We start from the raw sequence: 21,054 nt of genomic DNA on the forward strand, positions 1-21,054 counted from the left end.
TATTATCTATCTTATGTTAAATGCGATCTAGTAATTATTGCCGATACGTAAGTTCAGCATCTCCTACCACTATCTTATTGAGTGTTTTATTAAACATAAGCTGATTTACCATAAAGTACTTATATACAACTTAACAATCTGTGATGGTTAAGTTGTATATTGCGCGTTTGCTTTAAGCTGTTCTTTTGATTGCTGCACGTTTAAATGAATTTCTTTGCAATGGGAAGCTTTGAATTCACTCAAAGCATTTAGAATTAGATTTCTTCAAAGAAAAAGCGCTCGATTGAGCGCTTTCATAAATCAGTTTGTACCGTATTAACCGCCAGCAAGTTTCACGGTATGGCCTTTTTTCTCAAGGTGCACTTTGATTTTGTCACGTGCATCGCCTTGGATTTCAATTGTGCCGTCTTTGATTGCGCCGCCACAACCACATACTTTTTTCAGCTCTGCGGCTAAAAGTTTAAGTTGAACATCATCCATATCCAAACCAGTAACGATACTTACGCCTTTGCCTTTACGGCCTTTAGTTTGCTTTTGAATTCGAACAATGCCGTCACCTTTTGGACGCTCTACTTTTTGCTCTTCAGGTTTAATACGACCGGTTTCAGTTGAATATACTAATGTCATGACTAATTCTTTTGTTGCTCTGCTTTTTTTCTAGCGTTCAGATAACTTTCAATGTGTCGTTGAATGGCTAACTTGCCGCCTTTGATGAGTTTACCATTAAAAAAACAATACCAAGCGTTTGGTTCGCCTGTATCATTTTAATGATATAGCCGTTAAAGTTTTCTTGCACGGCTTTTGACGAAGTTTCTCTAGATTTAGCCAGTGATGCGAACTCTTTAGGATCGATGATTGTCGCCGAATCGCAAAACCAATCAATACTCTTTTTTATAGCTGCCATCTGACCTTGTAATAAACGGTTTTTGATTTGAACCTGCCATAGGTCGGTTGATGCGCCTACAGTTTTTAGCTCAAAGCCTCGGTACGTTGCAACTGCCATATTCTTAGTACTTTTTGATGAGAGTTGGCTTAATCATAATTGTAAAATACTGTTAAGCAAGTATATTTAGGAAGTTCTATTCAAATTGGTGATTATGATTGAAAAAGAAAGTACCCGTGGTAACTCAGCCACAACAAATTAAAATCCTAACAGAAACCTTTTCTGAAATTGTTGATGTTGAGGCCATGAACCAACTCACATCGGGTCTTTATGCTTCAAGCTCATTATTGGCGTTGACCAAAGATTGGAACATGTTCGTTGAGTTTTGCCAGAATAAGAATGTCCGTGTGCTGCCCGCTTCAACTACTGCAGTTCGCTTATACATTGAAAAAGTCTCACAAGAACGCAAATATGCAAGCGTAAAACGTTACGTCATAACAATTTCTCTTATTCACCGAGTGTTGAGTTATCCCGACCCAACGCAAAATAGTCGTGTACAAACTGCGCTAGGATCTATCCGTGTCACCAAACATGGTGATCACCGCTCTACTACAGCTTTTACTGTAGAGCACTTAAACCAGCTCGACTCTATCCTTGAAAAATCGCGAGCAGTAAAAGATTGGCGCGATTTAGCCATTTATTATGTGATGTATGAAGGCTTGCTCAAACGTCATGAGTTAAGAGATTTAACTTTTGAACAATTACACATTGATAACGAGTACATCTCGATGTTTATCGGAAGCGAAGAAATTACTTTTAGTCAGCGTGCAAGCTTTGCTCTTTTTCGCTGGTTAAAAGTGAGAGGCTGTAGCGGGAAGTTCGTTTTTACTGCGATAGATAGGCATGAAAATATTGGCCTGCAGCCTCTTAACGACTCTTCAATCTATCGAATATTACGTAATGCGAGTGATTTGCTTGGTTTAGATTATCACTTTTCAGGTCAATCATTGCGCGTTGGCGCAACACAAGAATTGGCAAGACAAGGTGTCAATATTCGTGAAATTCAACAGGCGGGACGTTGGTTAAGCCCCGCCATGCCCTACCAATACATCGGCAATAAGGGGCAGGCAGAGCTAGAGAAATTACGTTTTGTCTCGTTTAAGTTTATCGATTAAAGCGACGATTTAACACAGTATGCAAGGAATTCATGGAACTTGTGTCCATGATTTTCTAACATTTTAGGGAACATTGAAATTGGGGTCATACCTGGGAAGGTATTCACCTCGTTTAGGTAAATGTCCCCTTCTGGTGTCAGGAAGAAATCAATGCGTGACAGATGACGTAGTTTCATCTGCGTAAACACTTTTTCAGCGTTTACTCGGATCGTTTCAATTTGTTCTTGTGTTAGATTTTGCGCAACGATGTCTGTTGTTGAATGACTCGTGTTTGCGTATTTTTCTTCGTAACTGTAGAAGGTATCTTCAGGCGCTTTTACTTCACCAGGCAATGTTAGAACCAACTCACCTTGGTATTCATACGCAGCCACTTCGAGCTCACGCGGCTTTACTGCTTTCTCAACCAAAACTTGGTTTGAATAAGTGAACGCATCATCAATCGCTTTTTGTAATTGCGCGATTTCCGTTACCTTGTAACAACCAACAGAAGACCCCTGACAAGCCGCTTTTACAAACACACTTCTCCATTGTTGCATTGCTGCTAAAGTGCGCTGATAAGCATCTTCATTGTTTTCAGACAAAAACAAGTAAGGCGTGTTTGGAATACCTAATGCGTCATACCATAGTTTTGATGTGATCTTGTTGAAGCTATTGGTACTTGCTTCCGCGCGGCAGCCCAAATAAGGAATACCAGAAAGTTCAAGTAGCGATTGGATGTCACCTGTTTCACCTGGGAAGCCGTGAATACAAGGAATAACGAAATCGATATCAAGGCTTTGGCCTGCGATATTAAGTTGACCTGAATTGGTGTCGAGCAGCGCCAGCTCACCTTGCTCTGTAAACCAACCGTCTTTCTTCATTTCTACACGAATAACATCAAACTCAGGCGTAAGGCCCAATTGAGATTGTAGATAGTTGGCAGAAACAAGCGAGACTTCATGCTCTGAAGAACCGCCGCCACATAGAAGAAGAATGGATGTATTTTTCATTAAAATCTTTCCGTGATGCTAAAAGAAGCGAGAATAGCTGTATGATAATAAAATCAAGGCAAAGTTACACCGTGTAAGCATGAATAAATCGCTCTTACGGTACTGACAGATGAAAAAATATACCTTGATTGGCATATTGTGAGGCCGAGGTTTTGTTTGATGCTCGCGTTGCAATAAAAAAGGAGGCTTTCGCCCCCTTTTCAAATCAGTTCAATTTGTTAAGCGTTGGATATGGTGAGTTTTTGATTGAGTCAATGCTCTTCACAAAAGGTTTCAGCGCTTTGAATTCACTTGGAAGTTCTGCGATTGCTTGTTTTGCATCTGCTTGCGTTGCGTAATCGCCATAAAGCACTGTATACCATTTAGTGCCATTGACGACTTTGTAGTTTTCCCAAACAGGTTGACCTAGATTGGTCAATTGGCGTGAGAAAGAATCCACTTTAGCTTGTGAACCTACTGCTACCACCTGAATTGTATAACCGAAACGAGCTTCTTGAGCATCTTTCGCTGGCGGAGCTAGTACAACCACTGGTTTTGGTTTTTGTACAACAACTTCTTCCACTACCGTTTCTTGAACGATTTCAGTCACAGGCGGTTCAACCGGAGCAACTTGATAATCTTCACGGTAGCTCTCTGAACTTACCTCTGTTGTGTAGTCACTAGACACACAAGCTGACAGTAATACTGACAAACCAACAATAGCTATTTTTTTCATGGATTCTTTGAGCCCTAGATAGAAATTACATTAAATCATGCCGTTAGACTGGCTTATAATCAAGCTAGCAACGGCATTATATTATGAGACTCTGTGACTTATAACACAAACTGGGTAACCGCAACGTTCGTTCGAGCAAAACTCCAACAATTTATTCTGCCCAAGGGTCCTTAGTCCGTTACGATATGGTAAACGATACGTTAGGAAGATGATTCATGAGCAATCTTAACCACTTGCTAAAGCCGCGATCTATTGCGGTGGTCGGAGCCTCCACTCAGCCTATGAGAGCAGGCAATATTGTAATGAAAAATTTGCTTTTAGGTGGCTTTGAAGGCGCAATAATGCCAGTCACCCCAAAATATAAATCCGTATCTGGCGTTCTCTCCTATCCTGATATTGCATCTCTACCCATCGTTCCTGACGTTGCGATTTTATGTACCCATGCGAGCCGAAATATCGAGTTATTTAATCAACTTGCCGCAAAAGAGATTAAATCTGTCATTGTACTGTCAGCGGATATGCACGAGTTAAGCAGCACAGGCGAAGCGATTCAAGATCTCTGCGTGGGTATTGCGCGAGCTGCTGGGATGCGAGTCTTAGGCCCAAACAGTCTTGGTTTGATGTTACCTTGGTTGAAATTCAATGCTTCCTTTTCTCCTGTCAGTCCGAAAAAAGGGAAAATTGCCTTTATCTCACAATCGGCAGCCATGTGTACCACCATTCTCGATTGGGCGAACGACAAAAATATTGGCTTTTCTGCGTTCGTCTCTCTTGGCAATGCCGTTGATATTGATTTTGCCGATCTTCTTGATCATCTCAGTACCGATATTCACACTGAGGCCATTTTGCTTTATGTAGATTCCATTAAAGATGCGCGACGTTTTATGTCGGCTGCGCGTGGTGCCTCACGCAACCGTCGAATTTTAGTTTTAAAAGGCGGTCGTACAGCCGAAGGCCGAAAAGCGGCCAAAGCTCACACCGGCGGCGGCGATACCCTCGACATTATTTATGACTCCGCGATACGACGAACCGGTATGCTTCGAGTGTTGAACTCCCACGAATTGTTCGCTGCCGTTGAAACGCTCACCCATTCGGTTCCTTTACGCGGTGAAAGACTAGCCATTATAACTAACGGCGGTGGCCCTGCGATCATGGCCGTAGATACGCTTCTCGGCCGGGGCGGTAAATTGGCTAAACTGGATGAATATACAGTTACTAAGTTAGATAAGCTATTACCTACCAGTTGGAGCCGTGGTAATCCTATTGATATGGTTGGAGACTCTGGTTCTCAGCGCTATGTTGATACTCTCAATAGTTTAATGGATAGCGACTGTGCAGATGCGATTTTGATCATGCACAGTCCATCAGCCATTGCTCATTCTGAAGCAACAGCGCAAGCGATTGTCGATGCTGTTAAGGCGCACCCACGCTCGCGCCGCTTTAATATTTTGACGAATTGGTCTGGAGAACTCACGGCGCGGCCAGCACGTGACATCTTTACGAATGCAGGTATTCCTACTTATCGAACCGCTGAAAGTGCTGTCGTTGCATTCATGCACTTAGTGGAATACAGACGTAACCAAAAACAATTGATGGAAACACCGACGACAGCAGAGCCTGTACATGTTGATGATATCGCCCATGCAAAAGACTGGATATATAAACAGTTAAAAAACAACGAGACAGTCACTTTAGATACTCATCAAATCGGACCGTTTTTCAAATACTTTAATTTTGAGGTATTGCCGACTTGGCTGGCGACTGATGCCAGTGAAGCTGTTCATGTTGCCGCTCAAATTGGTTATCCAGTCGCGGTTAAACTTCGCTCACCAGACATTGCACATAAGTCTGATGTTCAGGGTGTGATGCTCAATTTACGTAACAGCACTGAAGTGGCTAACGCTGCCCAAGCAATCCTTGACCGTACTGAACTCTCCTATCCTTCAGCCAATATTCATGGCCTCCTCGTACAAGGCATGGCACGCACAGCTGGCGGCGAAGAGCTAAGAATTAAGGTTAAATACGACTCTACATTTGGGCCGGTCATACTCTTGGGACAAGGTGGATCAGAGTGGGATGAAAATATCGATGCGGCGTCGGCGTTACCGCCTTTGAATATGACTCTCGCTCGTTATTTAATTGTACGCGCGATAAAAGGGAATAAAATTCGACTGCAAAAACTGCCCGAACCGATCGACATTGATGGCTTGTCTGAAGTGCTCGTTAAGATATCGCAAATTGTGGTTGATTGCCCGCAAGTACATGAGCTGGATATACATCCAGTACTGGCCAATGGTAAGCAATTTACCATCCTTGATGCTGATCTCACCTTGCGACAATATCAAGGAGATGCGCAAAGACGCCTAGCGATACGCCCTTACCCTGTTGAATACGAAGAGCCAACCACATTGAAAGATGGTGCTGCGGTGATGTTACGTCCTATTTTGCCTGAGGATGAGCCATTACATGCCGCTTTTATTCAAGGAGTCTCAAAAGACGATCTCTATAAGCGATTCTTCTCTGAAGTGGGTGAATTCAATCATGAAGCGCTTGCCAAATTGACGCAAATTGATTACGACCGAGAAATGGCGTTTGTTGCGGTTTCAAGTGTTGGTAACAGACAGGAAATCATTGGGGTTAGTCGCGCATTGATCAATCATGACAATAGCGATGCAGAATTCGCAATTTTGATCCGCTCGGATCTTAAAGGCAAGGGTCTAGGCAAAATTTTGATGAGCAAGATCATCGATTATTGTCGAAATAAAGGTACCCGCCAAATGTCGGGTATGACCATGCCAACAAACCGTGGCATGTTGCTGTTGGCAACAAGCTTAGGATTTAAGATCGATATTCAGTTTGAAGATGGAACCGCTGATATGGTTTTACCTTTACAAGAATCGTAAATAGTGAAGCCTCAAACGCAGAGTTTGAGGCCTCGACTTTATTCTATACCCAGTGTTTTTTTAAGTATTGGATACACCAAGATTTTGCTTCACCTATGGCATTGCGCTTCCACGCAAGAATCACGTCGATCTCACTCGTTTCAGTTCCATCAATTTGCTTTAATATTCCTTGTTCAATAAGCGGAGCAGCAACGGATAGCGGTAAGGTCCCTATTCCTAATCCACCGATTAACGCGTCGAGTTTTGACGCGAAATTGCTGACGGTTAAACGAGGCTGTTTTTGTAACACATTAACTGACATTGCAGGTTGTTCTCTCGCGGTATCCGCTATCGCGATAACACGATATTTTTCTCGAGCTTTCTGATCAAACTCTCCAGCACGGTTATGCACGTAATGAGAGCTAGACGCGACCCATACCATCGCTGTTTTGCCGATAGTTTCTGCTTTTACATCGACGGGCAAGCTTTCTATTTTGGGGCACACTAAGAGATCGGCTCTCCCCATGTCCAAAGCTTCCCAACTGCCAGCAAGGATTTCTTCTTGTAAACGTATCCGCGTGCTGCTGACGTTACTCAGAGCCTCAACCATAGGAAAGAAGTGTTTAATCGGAATAATGCCATCAAATGCGAGCGTGATATCAAGCTCCCACCCATTCGCCAGTACGCTCGCATCGTTGACGAGTTTGTCGGTTGCAATGAGTAACTGTCGGCCCCGTTCTAAAATTAGCTTTCCAGCCTCAGTAAAAACGGCTTTGTGCCCAGAACGATCAAAGATCGTTAGGTCTAAGTCTTGTTCCAGTTTTTGTATTTGGTAGCTCAGAGATGAAGGCGCTCGATCAAGCTCATTGGCGGCGGCGGCGAAACTACCTCGTCGATCGATAGCATCCAAAATATGCAACGCCTCAAGCGTAATAGGACTCTGCATCTGTTCTCCTTACACGGAATGCGAGGTTGGTATTCAACCTGATTCGATATCGATGTGTTTGATGAGCTCCAGACTAACTGAAATATGGCGTATACCCAAATATCTTGAAGTTTAAGTGAAGCGATAAAACAAAAAAGCCAGCACTAGGCTGACTTTATAGGGTTCATTCAAAAAAGGGATAGTTAAATGAAATTGAATGAAGGCACTATTATTTAGATGAACTCATCTCTTTTTTTACCATAACTGCTGCAGCTACGATGAATGCGATGATTAGACCTAATTCCATGACTTGACCCTCTTGATATTTTGCGCTTTAAATTATGTTGACTGAGCACAGTTTATCAGCAATTTCATAACAAGATACTATTGTTCGTATTTAATCCACTTTTTGTGATTTGAGGCAAGTTTATGTCAAGTTTGATGTATCAACTTACACATATAACCCAGCCAATTTTTCTCATTTTACCGTCACTTTTCCGCCGATGATTTTAAGTGCGGGTACCCCACGAATCAGCGACTCTCGCGCAAACTCCCTGCCACAACTGGGGCAAATGCAAGATACCAAGGTAAAGTCTTCGACTATCCGTTCCTTAAAACACTTAACAAGTGAGCCTTTACCACCCTTTCTGTACTTAAACAGCTGAAATTTACAACTTGAGCAGTAAATCTCTACCGTTTTGGCGGGTTGTTTGTTGTTTGGCTTTGCCATTGTTTGTTTTCTGATTGTTAATTAATTACCACAGGAGACAGTAGAAAAATGTCGCCTATTCAATGCTATGCGGCTTAACCCATACCTGACTGAAGTCAAACCAGCCTAGGGCGTTGCATTTGGCGTTTTGCAGTGAGCCACATTGATCTTTGCTAACGCCTAACCAGCAATGAAACATTGGGATCAACTGATTCGTTTGCACGAGTGATTTACCAATTTCGTGGGCCGGGAACTCGGTCTGCTTTGATCGCTGCCAACGTATAATCTCTGATGTCCAACGTGCAAAATCCTCTTGACGACTCATCATCGCAATATCACTGTAGTCAAGCAGCCAACCAATGATCGCGTCATCACGATGATTCGCAATGCCCATTGGCTTGAGCCAAATATCGATGTGCATTGAATCCGGCAGTTCATCGTCATAACTGTATTGTGCAACTTCAAGACCATCTTGCTCTAAGAGCGAACACAAAACCTTAACTAACGTTGGGAACATTGGATGTTTCGCGTAGTAAACGATGTTGATTGGACGTTCCGCTTTGGGCGGCGTAATCAGAGCTTGGCGGGTATGATGGTACCAACCTGGCTTTAAGCCGTGCGCAGGTAGCGCGCCGAGTTCAATAATTTTGTCTTGTGGGAGCTGATTAAATACATTCAATGAAGATAAACGCTGGCTAAAGTAGCTTGCCCATTGTTCTGATGCAGCGAGACCATTATTGCGGTTTAATAATAAATATGTACATCCTGGGTCGAGTTCTACTTCATCATTCACAACGTCAGTTTGTGGAGCAATTGGTTTAGATAAGCTTGGAAAGACCATCGATGAGTGCACATCATCAATCACCCAAACTTCAACGCTATCAATGAGTGGTCGAAAACCAAAGTAACTATCAAAAGCTTGTAACGTTAGTTTCTTTTCATCATTCTGTACGACTTTGTAAGGTCCTGTGCCCACAGGAAAGCGATCGTATTCATCACTACGATTTATTTGAGGTAACAGTACTTTCGCGCAGGATTCAGTCAATAACACCGGTAAGTGATGATCGTCACGCGAAAGATGGATATCAATGATGTGCTTTTGCACGGCGCTTATTGATTCAATGTGAGAAAATAAGTTGCGGGAACGCAGCGCGTTCAAGCTTTCAATAATAGCTTCTGCTGTCAGCAAGTCACCGTTATGAAATCTCACCGCAGGTCGAATATAAAAGCGCCATTGCTTTGGTGACAGCATTTCCCATGTATGGGCTAAGTCTGGCTGCAGGTGTTCGTTTTCATCTAACTTTGTTAAGCCACTAAAGACCTGACGAACGATATGTCTTTCCGAACGACGGATATTTTTTAGCGGGTTAAGAATTGATAGTGGACGGTAATAAGGCAAACGAACAACTTGTTGGCCTTCCTGCTCTTGTACCCCGAGATAGTTCTCAACCACTTGCGCCAGTTTCGCGGTATCTTGGTCCAAGACTTTAAGAGCTTGTTCTACTTTACCTTCCTCAAGGTATCGGCGAGCGAGAGTTTCACTGACATCGGCGCGGCTACGTTTAAAGATCAGTTGTGAAAGTTTGCCGCGGCCCGGAGATGGATGCCATTCAATCCAGCCCTCTTCTTCCATTTTATTAAGAACAATGCGCGCATTACGGCGAGTGCAGAAGAGAATGTCGGTAATGTCTTCTAATTGAACACCACAATCAACGCCATTGTAGTGTTCAAACAACGTTTCAAATTGGACTCTTAAACGGGGGCTACTCATAAAGAGGAAACTCGCAAATTTCGATAACGCAGTTATTTTCCTCGTTTATTCGAGTCCCCGCAAGCGTTTACTGAATCGAAATGCCTATTTGTGACGCTAATTCCGATAGCTGATTCTCATCATCAAGTTTGAGCGACCATTTCGCCTCACTGCAATTGACGGCAATAACATTGGCACCTCGGCCAATTAATTGAACTGCATCCGTTTGCGCTTGAAGCGTTACCATTTGCGCCCCATTCAATTTAACGACAAGTTCATGTACAGTGGCGATGATTTTGCCACCAGAAAATTCGATCATCATTGGCTTTCACCTAGTTTTGATTCAAGCTCAGCCAAACGCGCCTCAAGAGGTTTGTTTTTTGAAATACGATGACTTTTTACTGCGATCGTTAAGCGACTGGTACAAACGAGTCGACCGCGCTCATCACTAATATTGATTTGCCACACTTGTGTGGAAACGCCAAGGTGAATAGGTGTTGCTTTGCCAATAACTTGCCCGTTGCGCATTGCTCTTACGTGATTAGCATTAATGTCTAAACCCACACAATAACTCTCTTCATCAACACAAAAGTTCGCAGCAACTGAACCTAGTGTTTCTGCTAGTACCACAGATGCCCCCCCGTGTAGCATGCCAAGCGGTTGATGAGTGATCGAGCATACCGGCATCGTCGCACAAATATAGTCGTCACCCACTTCGCTATACTTTATTTGTAGGTGTTCAACTAAGGTGTTTTGAGAAGTTAAGTTGAGACGCTCTAAGTCAATCTCTCTTTTCCAAATGCTCATAAGGGTTTCCGCTACGTTAGGTTACTGATATTCTAACCTAATCTGTTATCGTGTCACATGAGATAGTTGTACTATCCAACCATTAAACAAGGAGTGTTTATGTCGTGGTTAAAATATAGTGCCATCGCGTTAGTTGTGGGGTTAACTGCTTGCAGTTCATCACCAACAGGACGTAATCAACTGATCCTATTCTCAGATGCGGATATGAGTAACCTTGGTTCTCAATCTTTTGAACAGATGAAACAAGAGCTTAAGATCAGCAAAGATGTCAAAGTGAACAAGTATGTTCAGTGTGTCGCCTCTGCTGTAACGAAACATGTTCCTAAACAATCTTCTTTTGACAATTGGGAAGTGGTTGTATTTGACAGCGAACAAGTTAACGCCTTTGCTTTACCCGGGGGTAAAATTGGTGTTTATACTGGGCTTCTGAACGTTGCCAAAAACCAAGACCAATTAGCAACCGTCATCGGTCATGAAATTGCCCATGTGTTGGCAGATCACAGCAATGAACGTTTGTCACAATCTCAACTTGCCAATACCGGTTTGCAAATCACAAGCATTGCTTTGGGTGCGTCTGAATATGCTCAATATCGTGATGCGACAATGTCCGCCCTCGGTCTTGGTGTACAAGTCGGTGTGTTATTGCCATATGGGCGCACACAGGAATCAGAAGCGGATATTGTTGGATTGGAATTAATGGCAAAAGCAGGCTTTGATCCGCGCCAAAGTATTGCGCTATGGCAGAACATGGCAAAAGCGTCGAAAGGTCAACAGCCACCTGAGCTGCTTTCTACTCACCCTTCTCACGGCACACGAATACAAGATCTCTCTGAGACGATGCAAAAATTGCGAAACTATAACGTTAGCCGCCCAAATTGTAACTAACGCAGCATCAATGTGCGAAAATAGAAAGGGAGCAACGCTCCCTTTTCTTCATGCTATGTGCCAAGAATTTGCAACGGTAGTTGTAATAACGTGTCACCGGATTGTGCGAAGTACCAGATGATCCCCACCAGACCTGCTACTAATAATACGTACCAAACTGCAGCAACAATTTGGCCGTAACGGTCAAGTGGCAACAAATGGCTAGCATGGCGATAACGCCATTCCATGAGGATTTCCAAAGTACCCATAATGAGCAAAAATCCCAGCAAACTCAAGCCAAGTGTGTAGCTTAAATAGATTCCTCCAATCGCGGCTGCAGTACATACGATTAATCCCATTAGACTATTCATTGAAAAACTAATGCTTTTCAAAACGTGACCACCATCTAGCGGCAAGATCGGTAATAAGTTAAATAGGTTTAAGAAGGCGTTAAACGCAGCGAGGCCTGCAAAGAATATTTCACCGGTAATCCAGTAAACCAGCACTAATAGCAGTGATAGCAAAAAGCCAAACATTGGTCCCATGATCGAGATGACCACATCTTGCCAACGAGTATTAATCTTTTCGTCAGACAACGCTAAGCCACCTAAAAAAGGCACTAAGTAGATACCTTTAGTTTTCATACCAAAGTATTTCATCGCCCTAACATGACCGTATTCATGAATCACAAGACATGCAATCAGTGCTAAAGCAAACTGGAACGAAAACAACCACGAATACGCAGCGATACTCGCTGAAGCAAGAACAACCTTGATCATTTTGGCGCTCTTGAGCATTTTCATACCAAGAGAAACCAATCCAATTAAACTGAATCGACGCTCAGGCTTTGGCGCAACAAATGGCGTTTGCTGTTCAATATCTTTGCTATTACGTGAACCTTGATCAATAACTTCGCCGTTTAGCTTCACTTGATAGTTAAAGATAAAGGGTTGCCACGCGAGATCGACACTCAGCTCACAATGCAATACCTCTTCACCTTTGTGTAATTGAAAATGATGCGATGATGATTCTGAACGTTCCGAGTCCGCAACCAATTGCGATACCACTTGGTTATCCCAATACAGTTCCTGCCAACCCGCCATACTACCCTCGAGTCTTAAAGGACGTCCGAGAAAATCAATTGAAAGTAGCTCCACTTTTTACCTATCAATTTGCTATATAAATCTTGCTGATTATGCCCCTTCGCACTAAACAGGTAAAGAAATTGAACATTGATGTTACAGTGTAACTACGCATAAGTAACTGATGCGCGTGAAATAAGCGATTTTCGCTACCATTGAGCTTTATTTATAAGGTTTTAGCTAGTTAATCCTTTGCTTTACCGAATACCCCTTTTAATTAGTCGGATAAAGTGGATAATAGTGCCCCTTATTAACCCTGACTATTATGTGAGTCCATTATGTCTATTGAAGCTACTATGCTACAACGTTGCGAATCTAAGTGTGAACTATGTGCTGCTGAAGCACCACTAACTGCTTACGCGGTTCCACCGCACGGTCACGTAACAGTGGACTACGGCATCATGGTTTGTGATAAGTGTCTAAGTGAAATCGAAGAGCCAAAAGACATCAACCACTGGCGTTGTCTAAATGACAGCATGTGGAGCCAAGTGGTTCCTGTTCAAGTAACAGCATGGCGTCAACTTACTCGTCTTAACAGTGAAAGCTGGGCACAAGATGCGCTTGATATGATGTACATGGAAGAAGAAACTAAAAACTGGGCAATGCAAGGTATGTCTGCAGATGACAAACCATTCGATTGCAACGGCGTTGAACTTAAAAAAGGTGACGACGTAACAGTTATCAAAGACCTTCCAATCAAAGGTACAACTCAAGTTATCAAACAAGGTACTGTGATTCGTGGTATCGCGCTAACAGATGACCCTAAACACATCTCTGGTAAAGTGAATGGTGGTCAATCAATGTACGTAATCGCTGAATACTGCCGCAAGAAGTAATTCTTCGCTCAGCAATTAACGCGTATACAAGAAAAGCACCAAATGGTGCTTTTCTTCTTTTTGCTACAACGTAATGACTAACTAGCTATTTTTTCAATCACCTCTTTGAGATCATTGGTACTCTTTTGTACCAAACTATTCATTTCGTTTGTCTGTGTCATCAAATCATATGAATCCGAATATTTGATATTGATTGACTGAATATTTTCGTTTATCTCATCAGAAACATGGACTTGCTCTTCGATTGCGACCGCAATTTGCTGATTACGGTCAACCACATCTTGTACCAGAGTTTCAAGTAGTTGAATGCTTTCCTGAGCTTGAGTAATCGAATCCACTGTATTGCTCGATTTTTCATTTCCTTTCTTGAGTGCATCAACGGCGGAGTTACTGCCACTTTGAATACTTTCAATTGCCGATTTGATTTCCGTCGTCGATTCTTGCGTTCTTTGTGCCAAGGTTCTTACTTCATCGGCTACGACGGCAAATCCCTTGCTCTCCTGCTCTAGCGGCTTCAATCGCTGCGTTTAGCGCCAATAGATTTGTTTGCTCTGCGATGTCGTTTATCACTTCAACTACTGAACCAATTTGATCAGTTTGTTGATTTAGGTCTGTCACTGTTTCAGAAATTTCTTTAAGTTCGCTAACTAGTTCATTTACAGAATCGTTCACATTGTCGATGACACTACGACTCTCTGACATCGTATTCTGTGCTTTTAACGTTGCATCTGCCGTAGCTTGAGCATTTTGCGAAATTTCCGCGGATGCTGCCTGCATTTCATGGACGGACGTCGCGACTAAATCAATCTCGATTTTTTGCTCACTGAGGTTTTGCGTAACACGTTCACTATTTTGTGCCGCACTGTCCGCATTAGATTGCGTTTCTTGGCAAGAATCCATCACGGATATACCAACTCGCCCTAATAGTGCATTGGCATATTGTTTACGCATTTTCATGCCCAACTCAATCTCGGCGAGATCATTGATACGGCCGCAATAAATATACTCCATCAAAGGGTTGTTGAAGTCTTTGCGCGCTTGTTTAGCGATACGTTCAAGTGGGCGTGTTAAAGCAAAAATTGATAGAGTGGACAGAGCGGCAGTGATTAACAATGCGATTAGGGGCGATTGGCCAACAATCGTCATCATTGCATATGCAGCTCCAGCACTGGCAGCGATACACAGTGCAGCACGCATCCACAAACGTGTTCTAGGCAAATACATTGACCAAGGCTTTTTGTCATGACGAAGTTGTGCGTACACTTTTTCTGCACGCTTAACATGAATACGCTCAGGCTTAAAACGCACCGATTGAAATTCAACGATTTGACCATTGTGTTTAATAGGTGATGCAAATGCATCTACCCAATAATAGCCACCACCCTTACGTTGGTTTTTCACCATCCCCATCCAATGCTTACCGCTTTGCAAGTGAGACCACAGATCTTTAAATGCTGCTTTGGGCATATCGCGATGACGGACAATATTATGAGGATGGCCATTTAACTCACCGTTTTTATAACCGGCAACTTCGCTAAAATGTGCACTGGCATATTTGATGTAACTGGATGGGTCGGTGATCGAAATTAGGTTATAGCTTGCGGGATAGTCATATTCCATTTCACTCATAAATCTGTCCTTTCCTAGCATTACTGATCTGATAAGCATCTTGGTGCGTATCTAGTACTTGTAAGAATAGAGCAAATTTTTGAAGCCATCCGCGTTAACAACGCCATCATGGCTCTATCGATGGATAACTAACTAAAAATTTAAACTTATTGGGTAAAAAAGCCAGTAGGTTGCTGGCGTTTCCTTTGATCATTTATGTTTTAACTGGTTAATATTAAGCCATTAATACAAACCGATGTCTTTACGCATGTGGCTTGATAAATCACTTGCATAGTGATTACGAGGCTCAGCACGGTCAGTAAACAGAATATCTAATAAATGAACAAACAATCCTTTGATGTTAACCGAGTAGGTTTTTCTTTCCTTAGAGATAGGTGAAATAATGGTTTTAGCGTCAATAACCTGTGCCATGGGCGCCTCTCTTCAAATTCGGATAACGTTGACAGGCAGATATTAATCGTTTTTCTGTACAAATAATGACAAATATTTGAAAAGCTAGATTAGTTTTTCTAATTTCAAGCGCTTTGATTTATACCTATTTGGTGATTATTCACCCACACAGGATTAAAGGCAAAAATCAATCGATATGATTGAATAATTATTTAAGAATAAAAACACCCCGAATCCATACAACACATTAAGCGTATCATTATTGTTGGATTACGGGTGATGGTCACAATTATTTCTTATTTAAAATAATGTCTTACTGCGCAGACTCAACTTGTTTACGTTGCTTAATAACTGACGCTACAACAGCGATAGTCATGGTTGCGAGTAATACAAGCAGTGATACTGCTGTTGGGATTTCCCATGCAGAACCAACCAAACACATCTTGATACCGATAAATATCATGATGAATGACAATGCTGGTTTTAGGTAGATAAACTTATCCATCATACCTTGCAGTACGAAGTAAAGTGAACGCAAGCCTAGCAGTGCGAATACGTTAGCTGCCAACACCAAGAATGGTTCTTGTGTTACTGCAAAAATTGCTGGAATGGAATCAAGAGCAAACATCACGTCCATAAATGCGATCACGCCAATAACAATCATCATTGGAGTGACACAACGAACACCATTTTCAACCACGGTTAGTGAATTACCACGGTAACCATCGGTCACTTTCGCAAACTTACGAATGATCTTTTCAGGTAGCGGATTCACCTCTTCTTCTTCACCTTTATCACGTGCTAATTGGATACCAGTCCAAATTAGGAACGCTGCAAATAAGTAAAGAATCCAGTGGTACTGAGCAAGGAGTTGAGCACCGACAGCAATCATGATTGCACGTAAAACGAGCGCACCAATAACACCCCATAGCAATGCGCGTGGACGCAAATGTTCTGGTACTGCGTATTGGTGGAAGATAATTGCAAACACAAAGAGGTTATCAACACTCAATGACTTCTCTAATAGATAGCCAGTAACGAATGAAACCGTTGCTTTTTCAGCACTATAATCACTGCCTGGCGCGTAAATGTCCCACATAAAGTAGATTGAGCCGGCAAAAATGAAGGCAAGAACAAACCAGAAAAAACTCCAGATTGCTGCTTTACGAATCGTGATGTTGCCGCCGCGCGTCTGATAGATATCCAGTGCGACTAGCGTCAATGTCAGAATGGCGAAGCCAATATAGGTAGATGGGGTCATACATCCTCCAAAACACGGAGGGATACAGCGTGAATAAACAACAACGATCCCTACCGCAAACAAAACACCCCCTTCCCCTCAAGGAAAGAGAATTTGATTACGTTGGTCTCGTCGAAGCGTTAAACGCTCATACTTACCGGATAGGCATGGGCCTAACGAGATGACGATAAGTAAACCAGAGGCGACTACTCCCCAAACGAGGCGGATTGTAAGGTCCCAATCACTTTACGTCTACTATTAATATCAAAAAGGAGCAAATTAATGCTCCTTTTAGGTTACATACCGCCGTTTGGTATGAAATATACCATGGCAAGCCAGATTGATACCCAACATGCTACGGCTGCTACGTCTATCCAGTCTCTACTCCACATAACATCCCCCTGTTATGAATCCTGAACAAATTAACCGTAGTTTTGTAAGCAATTAGCGCGCCAATTTGATTAATTAGCAACCTTTATGTTCGTTAGGGTTGCTGTTAACGTCTAAGATTTGCGGTTTGTCGGACAAATACTGGATGAAGCAATCGGCCATAGAATAGTGGGATACATCACCCTCTCCTGACATATTTAGAATAGCTTCATACCCTTCTTTGCCTTTCATTGTGTAGGCCGAGGAGGTACCAAAATATTCCTTATCAGGATCTATTTCCCCCCATATATTGCCAGACAGAATTTGTAGTTGAGTGATACGACTGCCCATAGGCGCTTTAGCGTCATAACTAAATCTTAGATTTGCCGTATATGGGTATGACCCAGATCCCGTTCCCTCGACACCGTTGTTTGTGGCGTTATTGATTGCGCCTTCTAATATGGCGGCAATGTGTTTGCCTTTGAGACGATAAGTGCCGATTGGAACCAAAAACGGCAAGACTTTTCCGGCAATATCGGCAACCGAAATTGGGCCAATATCAATGGAATTACGCACACCACCAGCGTTATGTATAGCAAAGTCAACGCAATGCCCTTGTGATTGCATGGTATGAATAAATGATTGTGCCACCAGCGGAGCAATATCGCTGCAGCCCTGCTCATCTGGAATGCGCACATGCCGCAATTTGCGCTTGGTAGTTGCAATATAGGTATTTTGTAATTCTTGAACCTTCGCTTGATAACGCTGGCTTAAGATCTGTTTGATGACGGGATCTTTACGGCATACTCTTACATTAGGGTGATGATCAATCTGGTTCTTAATTACCTGATAATCATCCGTTTTCCAAGATTGAGTACGGCTGGTATCAACAAACATTCTACGCCCAACCAACAGTTCGTTGCGTCCTGTAAACTCGACGACACGACCTAACTCATCGAAACTTATATCGCAATGTCCAAGAGCTAATGCATGATAACCAGCTTGAACCACATAGGTTTGATTGACTTTTACACCATATGGATCGTTATTGCCTAAGCCTAACGCCGAAAAATCCCCCTGTAACATATGGCTATGACCACCCACGATCAACGATACTCCATTTACATGATGGGCGAAGTCGAGATCCACTTCATATCCCATGTGACTAAGCAGAATAATTTTGTTAATTCCGGCTTTATGGATTTCGTTCACCGTATTTTTCGCAGTCTCGATTGCATTGACGAAAGGAGTATCACTGTCTGGATTTGAAATATCAGACATTTTATCAAGCGCTAAAGCGAAGATGGCAATCGCTTCATCTTCAACATGCTTTACGATCCATTGTGCCGAGCGGCTGTGGGCTTTATAACTGTATACATGGGGGTTACATGCAAGCCTAATTGGTTTACTCGCGTTCTCACGAGATAAGTCCCAATTCCCGGCAAGTAACGGAAAGTCGATTCGCTGAGCAAACTCCGCGACGGGCAAATTACCCATATCCAATTCATGGTTGCCAATCGCCATCGCGTCTAATCCGAGTTGATTAAGCATGGTTGAATTGGCCTCGCCTTTAAATAGCGAGTAGTAAAGCGTGCCTTGAAAACAATCGCCGGCATGGAGGAACAAAAAGCCTTGCTGTTGATTAGCCGCTTGCATGCGCAGTTTCTCAACGCGCGTTTTTATACGAGCAAAACCACCTGCACTCACGAATGGCCGAACTTCTGTCTCATCTTTTTTAATCGTTAGTTGTAGCGACGTAGGTTCAAAATAAGAGTGTGTATCATTTATATGAGCCACTTTGACTTGTATGGCTCTGGATTTTTTCATCGTCATATCTCTTCTCACTTTTCAATGCCATGCTAACGCATTCTTTGTGACAAGTTGATTAAAATTTTGAGGTAAGTCTCAATTTGTTGTTTGCTTTTTATCGTGCTCCACTGCACCAAAATCTTAATTAGGAATCGAACGTTCACCGCTAGGTCGTTAAGCCATCTCAATATATGTGACTTAAGCATATGCTTATATTGAATTTTTCTTTTATGCTTAAAGCGTGATAAACCTGAAATAGAGATGATGTTATGCGGTTAGAACGAATTGAAATTGCAGGATTTCGCGGCATTAAACGGCTTTCTTTGTCCTTTGAGCAGCTCACTGCTTTGATAGGAGAAAACACTTGGGGTAAGTCGTCGTTACTCGACGCTTTATCAGTATCGTTACCTGCAGAAAGTGAACTGTATAAATTCCAATTAACCGATTTCCACGTCGATTACTCTGTCGCGCAAACCCAATCTCAAGATCTGCAAATTGTTCTCTGCTTTCTCGCTAACGACGTTCAGGAAACACGTTCTCGCCGTTATCGCAAAATTAAACCGGTTTGGGTTACTGATGCTGAAGGCAATCATCGAATTTATTATCGATTGAGTGCTAGTAGAGAGGATCACAATGTAACAACTACCTATGATTTTTTGGATGCGAATGGCGATCCGTTGGCATTGCACGATGCAGATAAAATCGCACATCAAATTATTACCTTACATCCCGTTATTCGTTTGAAAGACTCACGGCGTTTTGATCGAAGTAAAGGGGTCGAACACGATTTGAATGAGCGTATAGAAAAACGTATCAGCAATACGTGTCGACGTCTTATGGCAATCCCTGGGCATGTAAACAAGGGTGAAATGAAAAGCAGCCTCAAATCGATGAGCATGTTGGTTGAGCACTACTTTTCATTTAAGCCTAATGCACGTATTGAGCATGCTCAGCCAAAAGACGGTGTGTTTTACGCTCGCAAGTCAGACGAGCTGTCAATCAATGAGTATGTTGAACGTTCTAACAATAAGCAAACACGATTGTTGCTATTAGGTTTACTGAATGCGTATCTACAGGCAAAAGGGCCGAATCACTTCACTCGCGGTGCGAGACCCATCTTGATCATCGAAGATCCAGAAGGCCGCCTGCACCCTACCCAACTTGCCAGAGCTTGGGGTCTGCTTCAGCTACTGCCGATGCAAAAGATACTGACGACAAATAGCGGGCACTTGTTGGGTCAAATACCAATTAGCTCGATACGTCGCTTAGTTCGTCAATCTGACAAAACGATTTGCACTAATATGCCGACTCAAGGTTTATCTCGTGATGAATTGCGAAGAGTGGGATTTCATATTCGCTTTCACCGCTCAAATGCGCTATTTGCTCGTTGTTGGCTGCTTGTTGAAGGGGAAACGGAAGTCTGGCTTTTCAATGAACTTGCTAATCAGTGTGGCTACAATTTGGCGGCTGAAGGGGTGCAAATCATCGAATTTGCTCAGTCAGGGCTAAAATCATTAATCAAAGTAGCAAAAGCCTTTGGCATTGATTGGCATGTTGTGACAGATGGCGATCCGGCTGGCAAAAATATGCAGCGACAGTACGTGCGCGATTAGGGCAAGATGAAGAACGTCATCGCTTAACCGAACTTCCTGACCATGATATTGAGCATTTCTTGTATCATCACGGGTTTGAACATTTCTTTAGGGATTTAGTGAAAATTCCTCATGATCATCCGATACCGGCTAAGAAGGTGGTGAATCGCGTACTCAAAAAGTTTGCTAAGCCCGATCTCGCGCTTGCGATTGTCACAGAGTGCGAGGATAAGGGGGTGGAGTGTATTCCTATTCTTTTGCGTTGGACACTTAAACGAGTCGTAACGATGGCAAAAGGCAATACCTAGTTGATTCCTATCTTAATAGCTCGTAGATAGCGTTTTTTTA

18 protein-coding genes and 2 pseudogenes are annotated in these 21,054 nt (G+C 42.7%); 6 read left to right on the forward strand and 14 right to left on the reverse strand.

The annotated features are described in order from the left end of the window. Window positions 1-315 precede the first annotated feature (315 nt). Together yciH and Vt282_RS16610 are read right to left on the reverse strand one after the other, a co-directional pair. Window positions 316-627 carry a stress response translation initiation inhibitor YciH gene (gene yciH / locus Vt282_RS16605; protein ID WP_162064103.1) on the reverse strand — a complete coding sequence of 104 codons (312 nt, stop codon included), beginning with the start codon at window positions 625-627 and terminating at the stop codon, window positions 316-318. Window positions 628-629: 2 nt separating this feature from the next. Next, window positions 630-1,003: pseudogene (locus tag Vt282_RS16610) on the reverse strand (DUF3319 domain-containing protein). A 98-nt stretch (window positions 1,004-1,101) separates the two neighbouring features. On the opposite strand from Vt282_RS16610, the gene Vt282_RS16615 reads away from it, so the two are divergent. Further along, complete coding sequence (locus Vt282_RS16615; protein ID WP_162064104.1) at window positions 1,102-2,058, forward strand: tyrosine-type recombinase/integrase; 957 nt, start codon at window positions 1,102-1,104, stop codon at window positions 2,056-2,058. Here the strand turns inward: Vt282_RS16615 and Vt282_RS16620 are convergent. After that, window positions 2,055-3,047 carry a D-alanine--D-alanine ligase gene (locus tag Vt282_RS16620; protein WP_162064105.1) on the reverse strand — a complete coding sequence of 331 codons (993 nt, stop codon included), beginning with the start codon at window positions 3,045-3,047 and terminating at the stop codon, window positions 2,055-2,057. The two genes, Vt282_RS16615 and Vt282_RS16620, sit on opposite strands and share 4 nt — an antisense overlap. A gap of 205 nt (window positions 3,048-3,252) precedes the next feature. Continuing rightward, a complete protein-coding gene (locus Vt282_RS16625; protein WP_162048137.1) occupies window positions 3,253-3,762 on the reverse strand; it encodes an SPOR domain-containing protein in 510 nt (169 codons plus the stop codon). A gap of 215 nt (window positions 3,763-3,977) precedes the next feature. On the opposite strand from Vt282_RS16625, the gene Vt282_RS16630 reads away from it, so the two are divergent. After that, window positions 3,978-6,665: a bifunctional acetate--CoA ligase family protein/GNAT family N-acetyltransferase gene (locus tag Vt282_RS16630; RefSeq protein ID WP_162064106.1), complete on the forward strand. Its 2,688-nt coding sequence runs from the start codon at window positions 3,978-3,980 to the stop codon at window positions 6,663-6,665. Window positions 6,666-6,708: 43 nt separating this feature from the next. Here the strand turns inward: Vt282_RS16630 and Vt282_RS16635 are convergent, their stop codons facing one another. The 5 genes from Vt282_RS16635 to Vt282_RS16655 all read right to left on the reverse strand — a co-directional run bounded on the left by Vt282_RS16635 (window position 6,709) and on the right by Vt282_RS16655 (window position 10,835). Then, on the reverse strand, window positions 6,709-7,590 hold the full coding sequence (locus tag Vt282_RS16635) for a LysR family transcriptional regulator (protein WP_162064107.1): 882 nt from the start codon (window positions 7,588-7,590) through the stop codon (window positions 6,709-6,711). 457 nt (window positions 7,591-8,047) lie between these two features. Next, window positions 8,048-8,299: a hypothetical protein gene (locus Vt282_RS16640; protein WP_162064108.1), complete on the reverse strand. Its 252-nt coding sequence runs from the start codon at window positions 8,297-8,299 to the stop codon at window positions 8,048-8,050. Between the two features lie 55 nt (window positions 8,300-8,354). Continuing rightward, on the reverse strand, window positions 8,355-10,049 hold the full coding sequence (locus Vt282_RS16645; protein WP_162064109.1) for an SgrR family transcriptional regulator: 1,695 nt from the start codon (window positions 10,047-10,049) through the stop codon (window positions 8,355-8,357). Between the two features lie 67 nt (window positions 10,050-10,116). Further along, window positions 10,117-10,350, reverse strand: coding sequence for a DUF3389 domain-containing protein (locus tag Vt282_RS16650; protein ID WP_162064110.1), 234 nt, complete (start codon window positions 10,348-10,350; stop codon window positions 10,117-10,119). Next, window positions 10,347-10,835, reverse strand: coding sequence for a hotdog fold thioesterase (locus tag Vt282_RS16655; protein WP_162064111.1), 489 nt, complete (start codon window positions 10,833-10,835; stop codon window positions 10,347-10,349). The genes Vt282_RS16650 and Vt282_RS16655 overlap by 4 nt, the downstream gene beginning before the upstream one ends. A 99-nt stretch (window positions 10,836-10,934) precedes the next feature. On the opposite strand from Vt282_RS16655, the gene Vt282_RS16660 reads away from it, so the two are divergent. Continuing rightward, the gene (locus Vt282_RS16660; protein ID WP_162064112.1) at window positions 10,935-11,720 is read left to right on the forward strand and encodes a M48 family metallopeptidase; all 786 of its coding nucleotides are present in this window, start codon (window positions 10,935-10,937) and stop codon (window positions 11,718-11,720) included. A 53-nt stretch (window positions 11,721-11,773) separates the two neighbouring features. On the opposite strand, the gene Vt282_RS16665 is transcribed toward Vt282_RS16660, so the two are convergent. Continuing rightward, on the reverse strand, window positions 11,774-12,856 hold the full coding sequence (locus Vt282_RS16665) for a site-2 protease family protein (protein ID WP_174855847.1): 1,083 nt from the start codon (window positions 12,854-12,856) through the stop codon (window positions 11,774-11,776). A 263-nt stretch (window positions 12,857-13,119) separates the two neighbouring features. Here Vt282_RS16665 and Vt282_RS16670 point away from each other — a divergent pair, with 263 nt between their 5' ends. Then, a complete protein-coding gene (locus Vt282_RS16670; RefSeq protein ID WP_162048145.1) occupies window positions 13,120-13,677 on the forward strand; it encodes a PhnA domain-containing protein in 558 nt (185 codons plus the stop codon). A 77-nt stretch (window positions 13,678-13,754) separates the two neighbouring features. On the opposite strand, the pseudogene Vt282_RS16675 reads toward Vt282_RS16670, so the two are convergent. From Vt282_RS16675 to Vt282_RS16690, 4 genes and pseudogenes are all read right to left on the reverse strand, one after another. Beyond that, window positions 13,755-15,306: pseudogene (locus Vt282_RS16675) on the reverse strand (methyl-accepting chemotaxis protein). 222 nt (window positions 15,307-15,528) lie between these two features. Then, on the reverse strand, window positions 15,529-15,717 hold the full coding sequence (locus tag Vt282_RS16680) for a hypothetical protein (RefSeq protein ID WP_162048146.1): 189 nt from the start codon (window positions 15,715-15,717) through the stop codon (window positions 15,529-15,531). Between the two features lie 292 nt (window positions 15,718-16,009). Then, window positions 16,010-16,957, reverse strand: coding sequence for a TerC/Alx family metal homeostasis membrane protein (locus tag Vt282_RS16685; protein ID WP_162048147.1), 948 nt, complete (start codon window positions 16,955-16,957; stop codon window positions 16,010-16,012). Window positions 16,958-17,401: 444 nt separating this feature from the next. Further along, window positions 17,402-19,138: a bifunctional metallophosphatase/5'-nucleotidase gene (locus Vt282_RS16690; protein WP_162064114.1), complete on the reverse strand. Its 1,737-nt coding sequence runs from the start codon at window positions 19,136-19,138 to the stop codon at window positions 17,402-17,404. A 245-nt stretch (window positions 19,139-19,383) separates the two neighbouring features. On the opposite strand from Vt282_RS16690, the gene Vt282_RS16695 reads away from it, so the two are divergent. Both Vt282_RS16695 and Vt282_RS21790 read left to right on the forward strand, forming a co-directional pair. Continuing rightward, entirely contained in the window at window positions 19,384-20,727 is a 1,344-nt protein-coding gene (locus tag Vt282_RS16695; RefSeq protein ID WP_415663464.1) for an ATP-dependent endonuclease, read from the forward strand. A 98-nt stretch (window positions 20,728-20,825) separates the two neighbouring features. Continuing rightward, window positions 20,826-21,014 (forward strand): hypothetical protein, encoded by a 189-nt coding sequence (locus Vt282_RS21790; RefSeq protein WP_415663465.1) that lies wholly within the window; start codon window positions 20,826-20,828, stop codon window positions 21,012-21,014. Window positions 21,015-21,054 lie beyond the last annotated feature (40 nt).

Origin of the sequence: Vibrio taketomensis (assembly GCF_009938165.1) — a bacterium.
Taxonomy (GTDB): Bacteria; Pseudomonadota; Gammaproteobacteria; order Enterobacterales; family Vibrionaceae; genus Vibrio; species Vibrio taketomensis.

Excerpts from the sequence above, each read along its gene's own strand:
- Vt282_RS16650 (WP_162064110.1), bottom strand. The coding sequence starts at position 10,350 with ATGATGATCGAATTTTCTGGTGGCAAAATCATCGCCACTGTACATGAA.
- Vt282_RS16625 (WP_162048137.1), bottom strand. The coding sequence starts at position 3,762 with ATGAAAAAAATAGCTATTGTTGGTTTGTCAGTATTACTGTCAGCTTGT.
- Vt282_RS16680 (WP_162048146.1), bottom strand. The coding sequence starts at position 15,717 with ATGGCACAGGTTATTGACGCTAAAACCATTATTTCACCTATCTCTAAG.
- Vt282_RS16690 (WP_162064114.1), bottom strand. The coding sequence starts at position 19,138 with ATGACGATGAAAAAATCCAGAGCCATACAAGTCAAAGTGGCTCATATA.
- Vt282_RS16695 (WP_415663464.1), top strand. The coding sequence starts at position 19,384 with ATGCGGTTAGAACGAATTGAAATTGCAGGATTTCGCGGCATTAAACGG.
- Vt282_RS16640 (WP_162064108.1), bottom strand. The coding sequence starts at position 8,299 with ATGGCAAAGCCAAACAACAAACAACCCGCCAAAACGGTAGAGATTTAC.
- Vt282_RS16635 (WP_162064107.1), bottom strand. The coding sequence starts at position 7,590 with ATGCAGAGTCCTATTACGCTTGAGGCGTTGCATATTTTGGATGCTATC.
- yciH (WP_162064103.1), bottom strand. The coding sequence starts at position 627 with ATGACATTAGTATATTCAACTGAAACCGGTCGTATTAAACCTGAAGAG.
- Vt282_RS16645 (WP_162064109.1), bottom strand. The coding sequence starts at position 10,049 with ATGAGTAGCCCCCGTTTAAGAGTCCAATTTGAAACGTTGTTTGAACAC.
- Vt282_RS16670 (WP_162048145.1), top strand. The coding sequence starts at position 13,120 with ATGTCTATTGAAGCTACTATGCTACAACGTTGCGAATCTAAGTGTGAA.
- Vt282_RS16630 (WP_162064106.1), top strand. The coding sequence starts at position 3,978 with ATGAGCAATCTTAACCACTTGCTAAAGCCGCGATCTATTGCGGTGGTC.
- Vt282_RS16685 (WP_162048147.1), bottom strand. The coding sequence starts at position 16,957 with ATGACCCCATCTACCTATATTGGCTTCGCCATTCTGACATTGACGCTA.
- Vt282_RS16660 (WP_162064112.1), top strand. The coding sequence starts at position 10,935 with ATGTCGTGGTTAAAATATAGTGCCATCGCGTTAGTTGTGGGGTTAACT.
- Vt282_RS16655 (WP_162064111.1), bottom strand. The coding sequence starts at position 10,835 with ATGAGCATTTGGAAAAGAGAGATTGACTTAGAGCGTCTCAACTTAACT.
- Vt282_RS16620 (WP_162064105.1), bottom strand. The coding sequence starts at position 3,047 with ATGAAAAATACATCCATTCTTCTTCTATGTGGCGGCGGTTCTTCAGAG.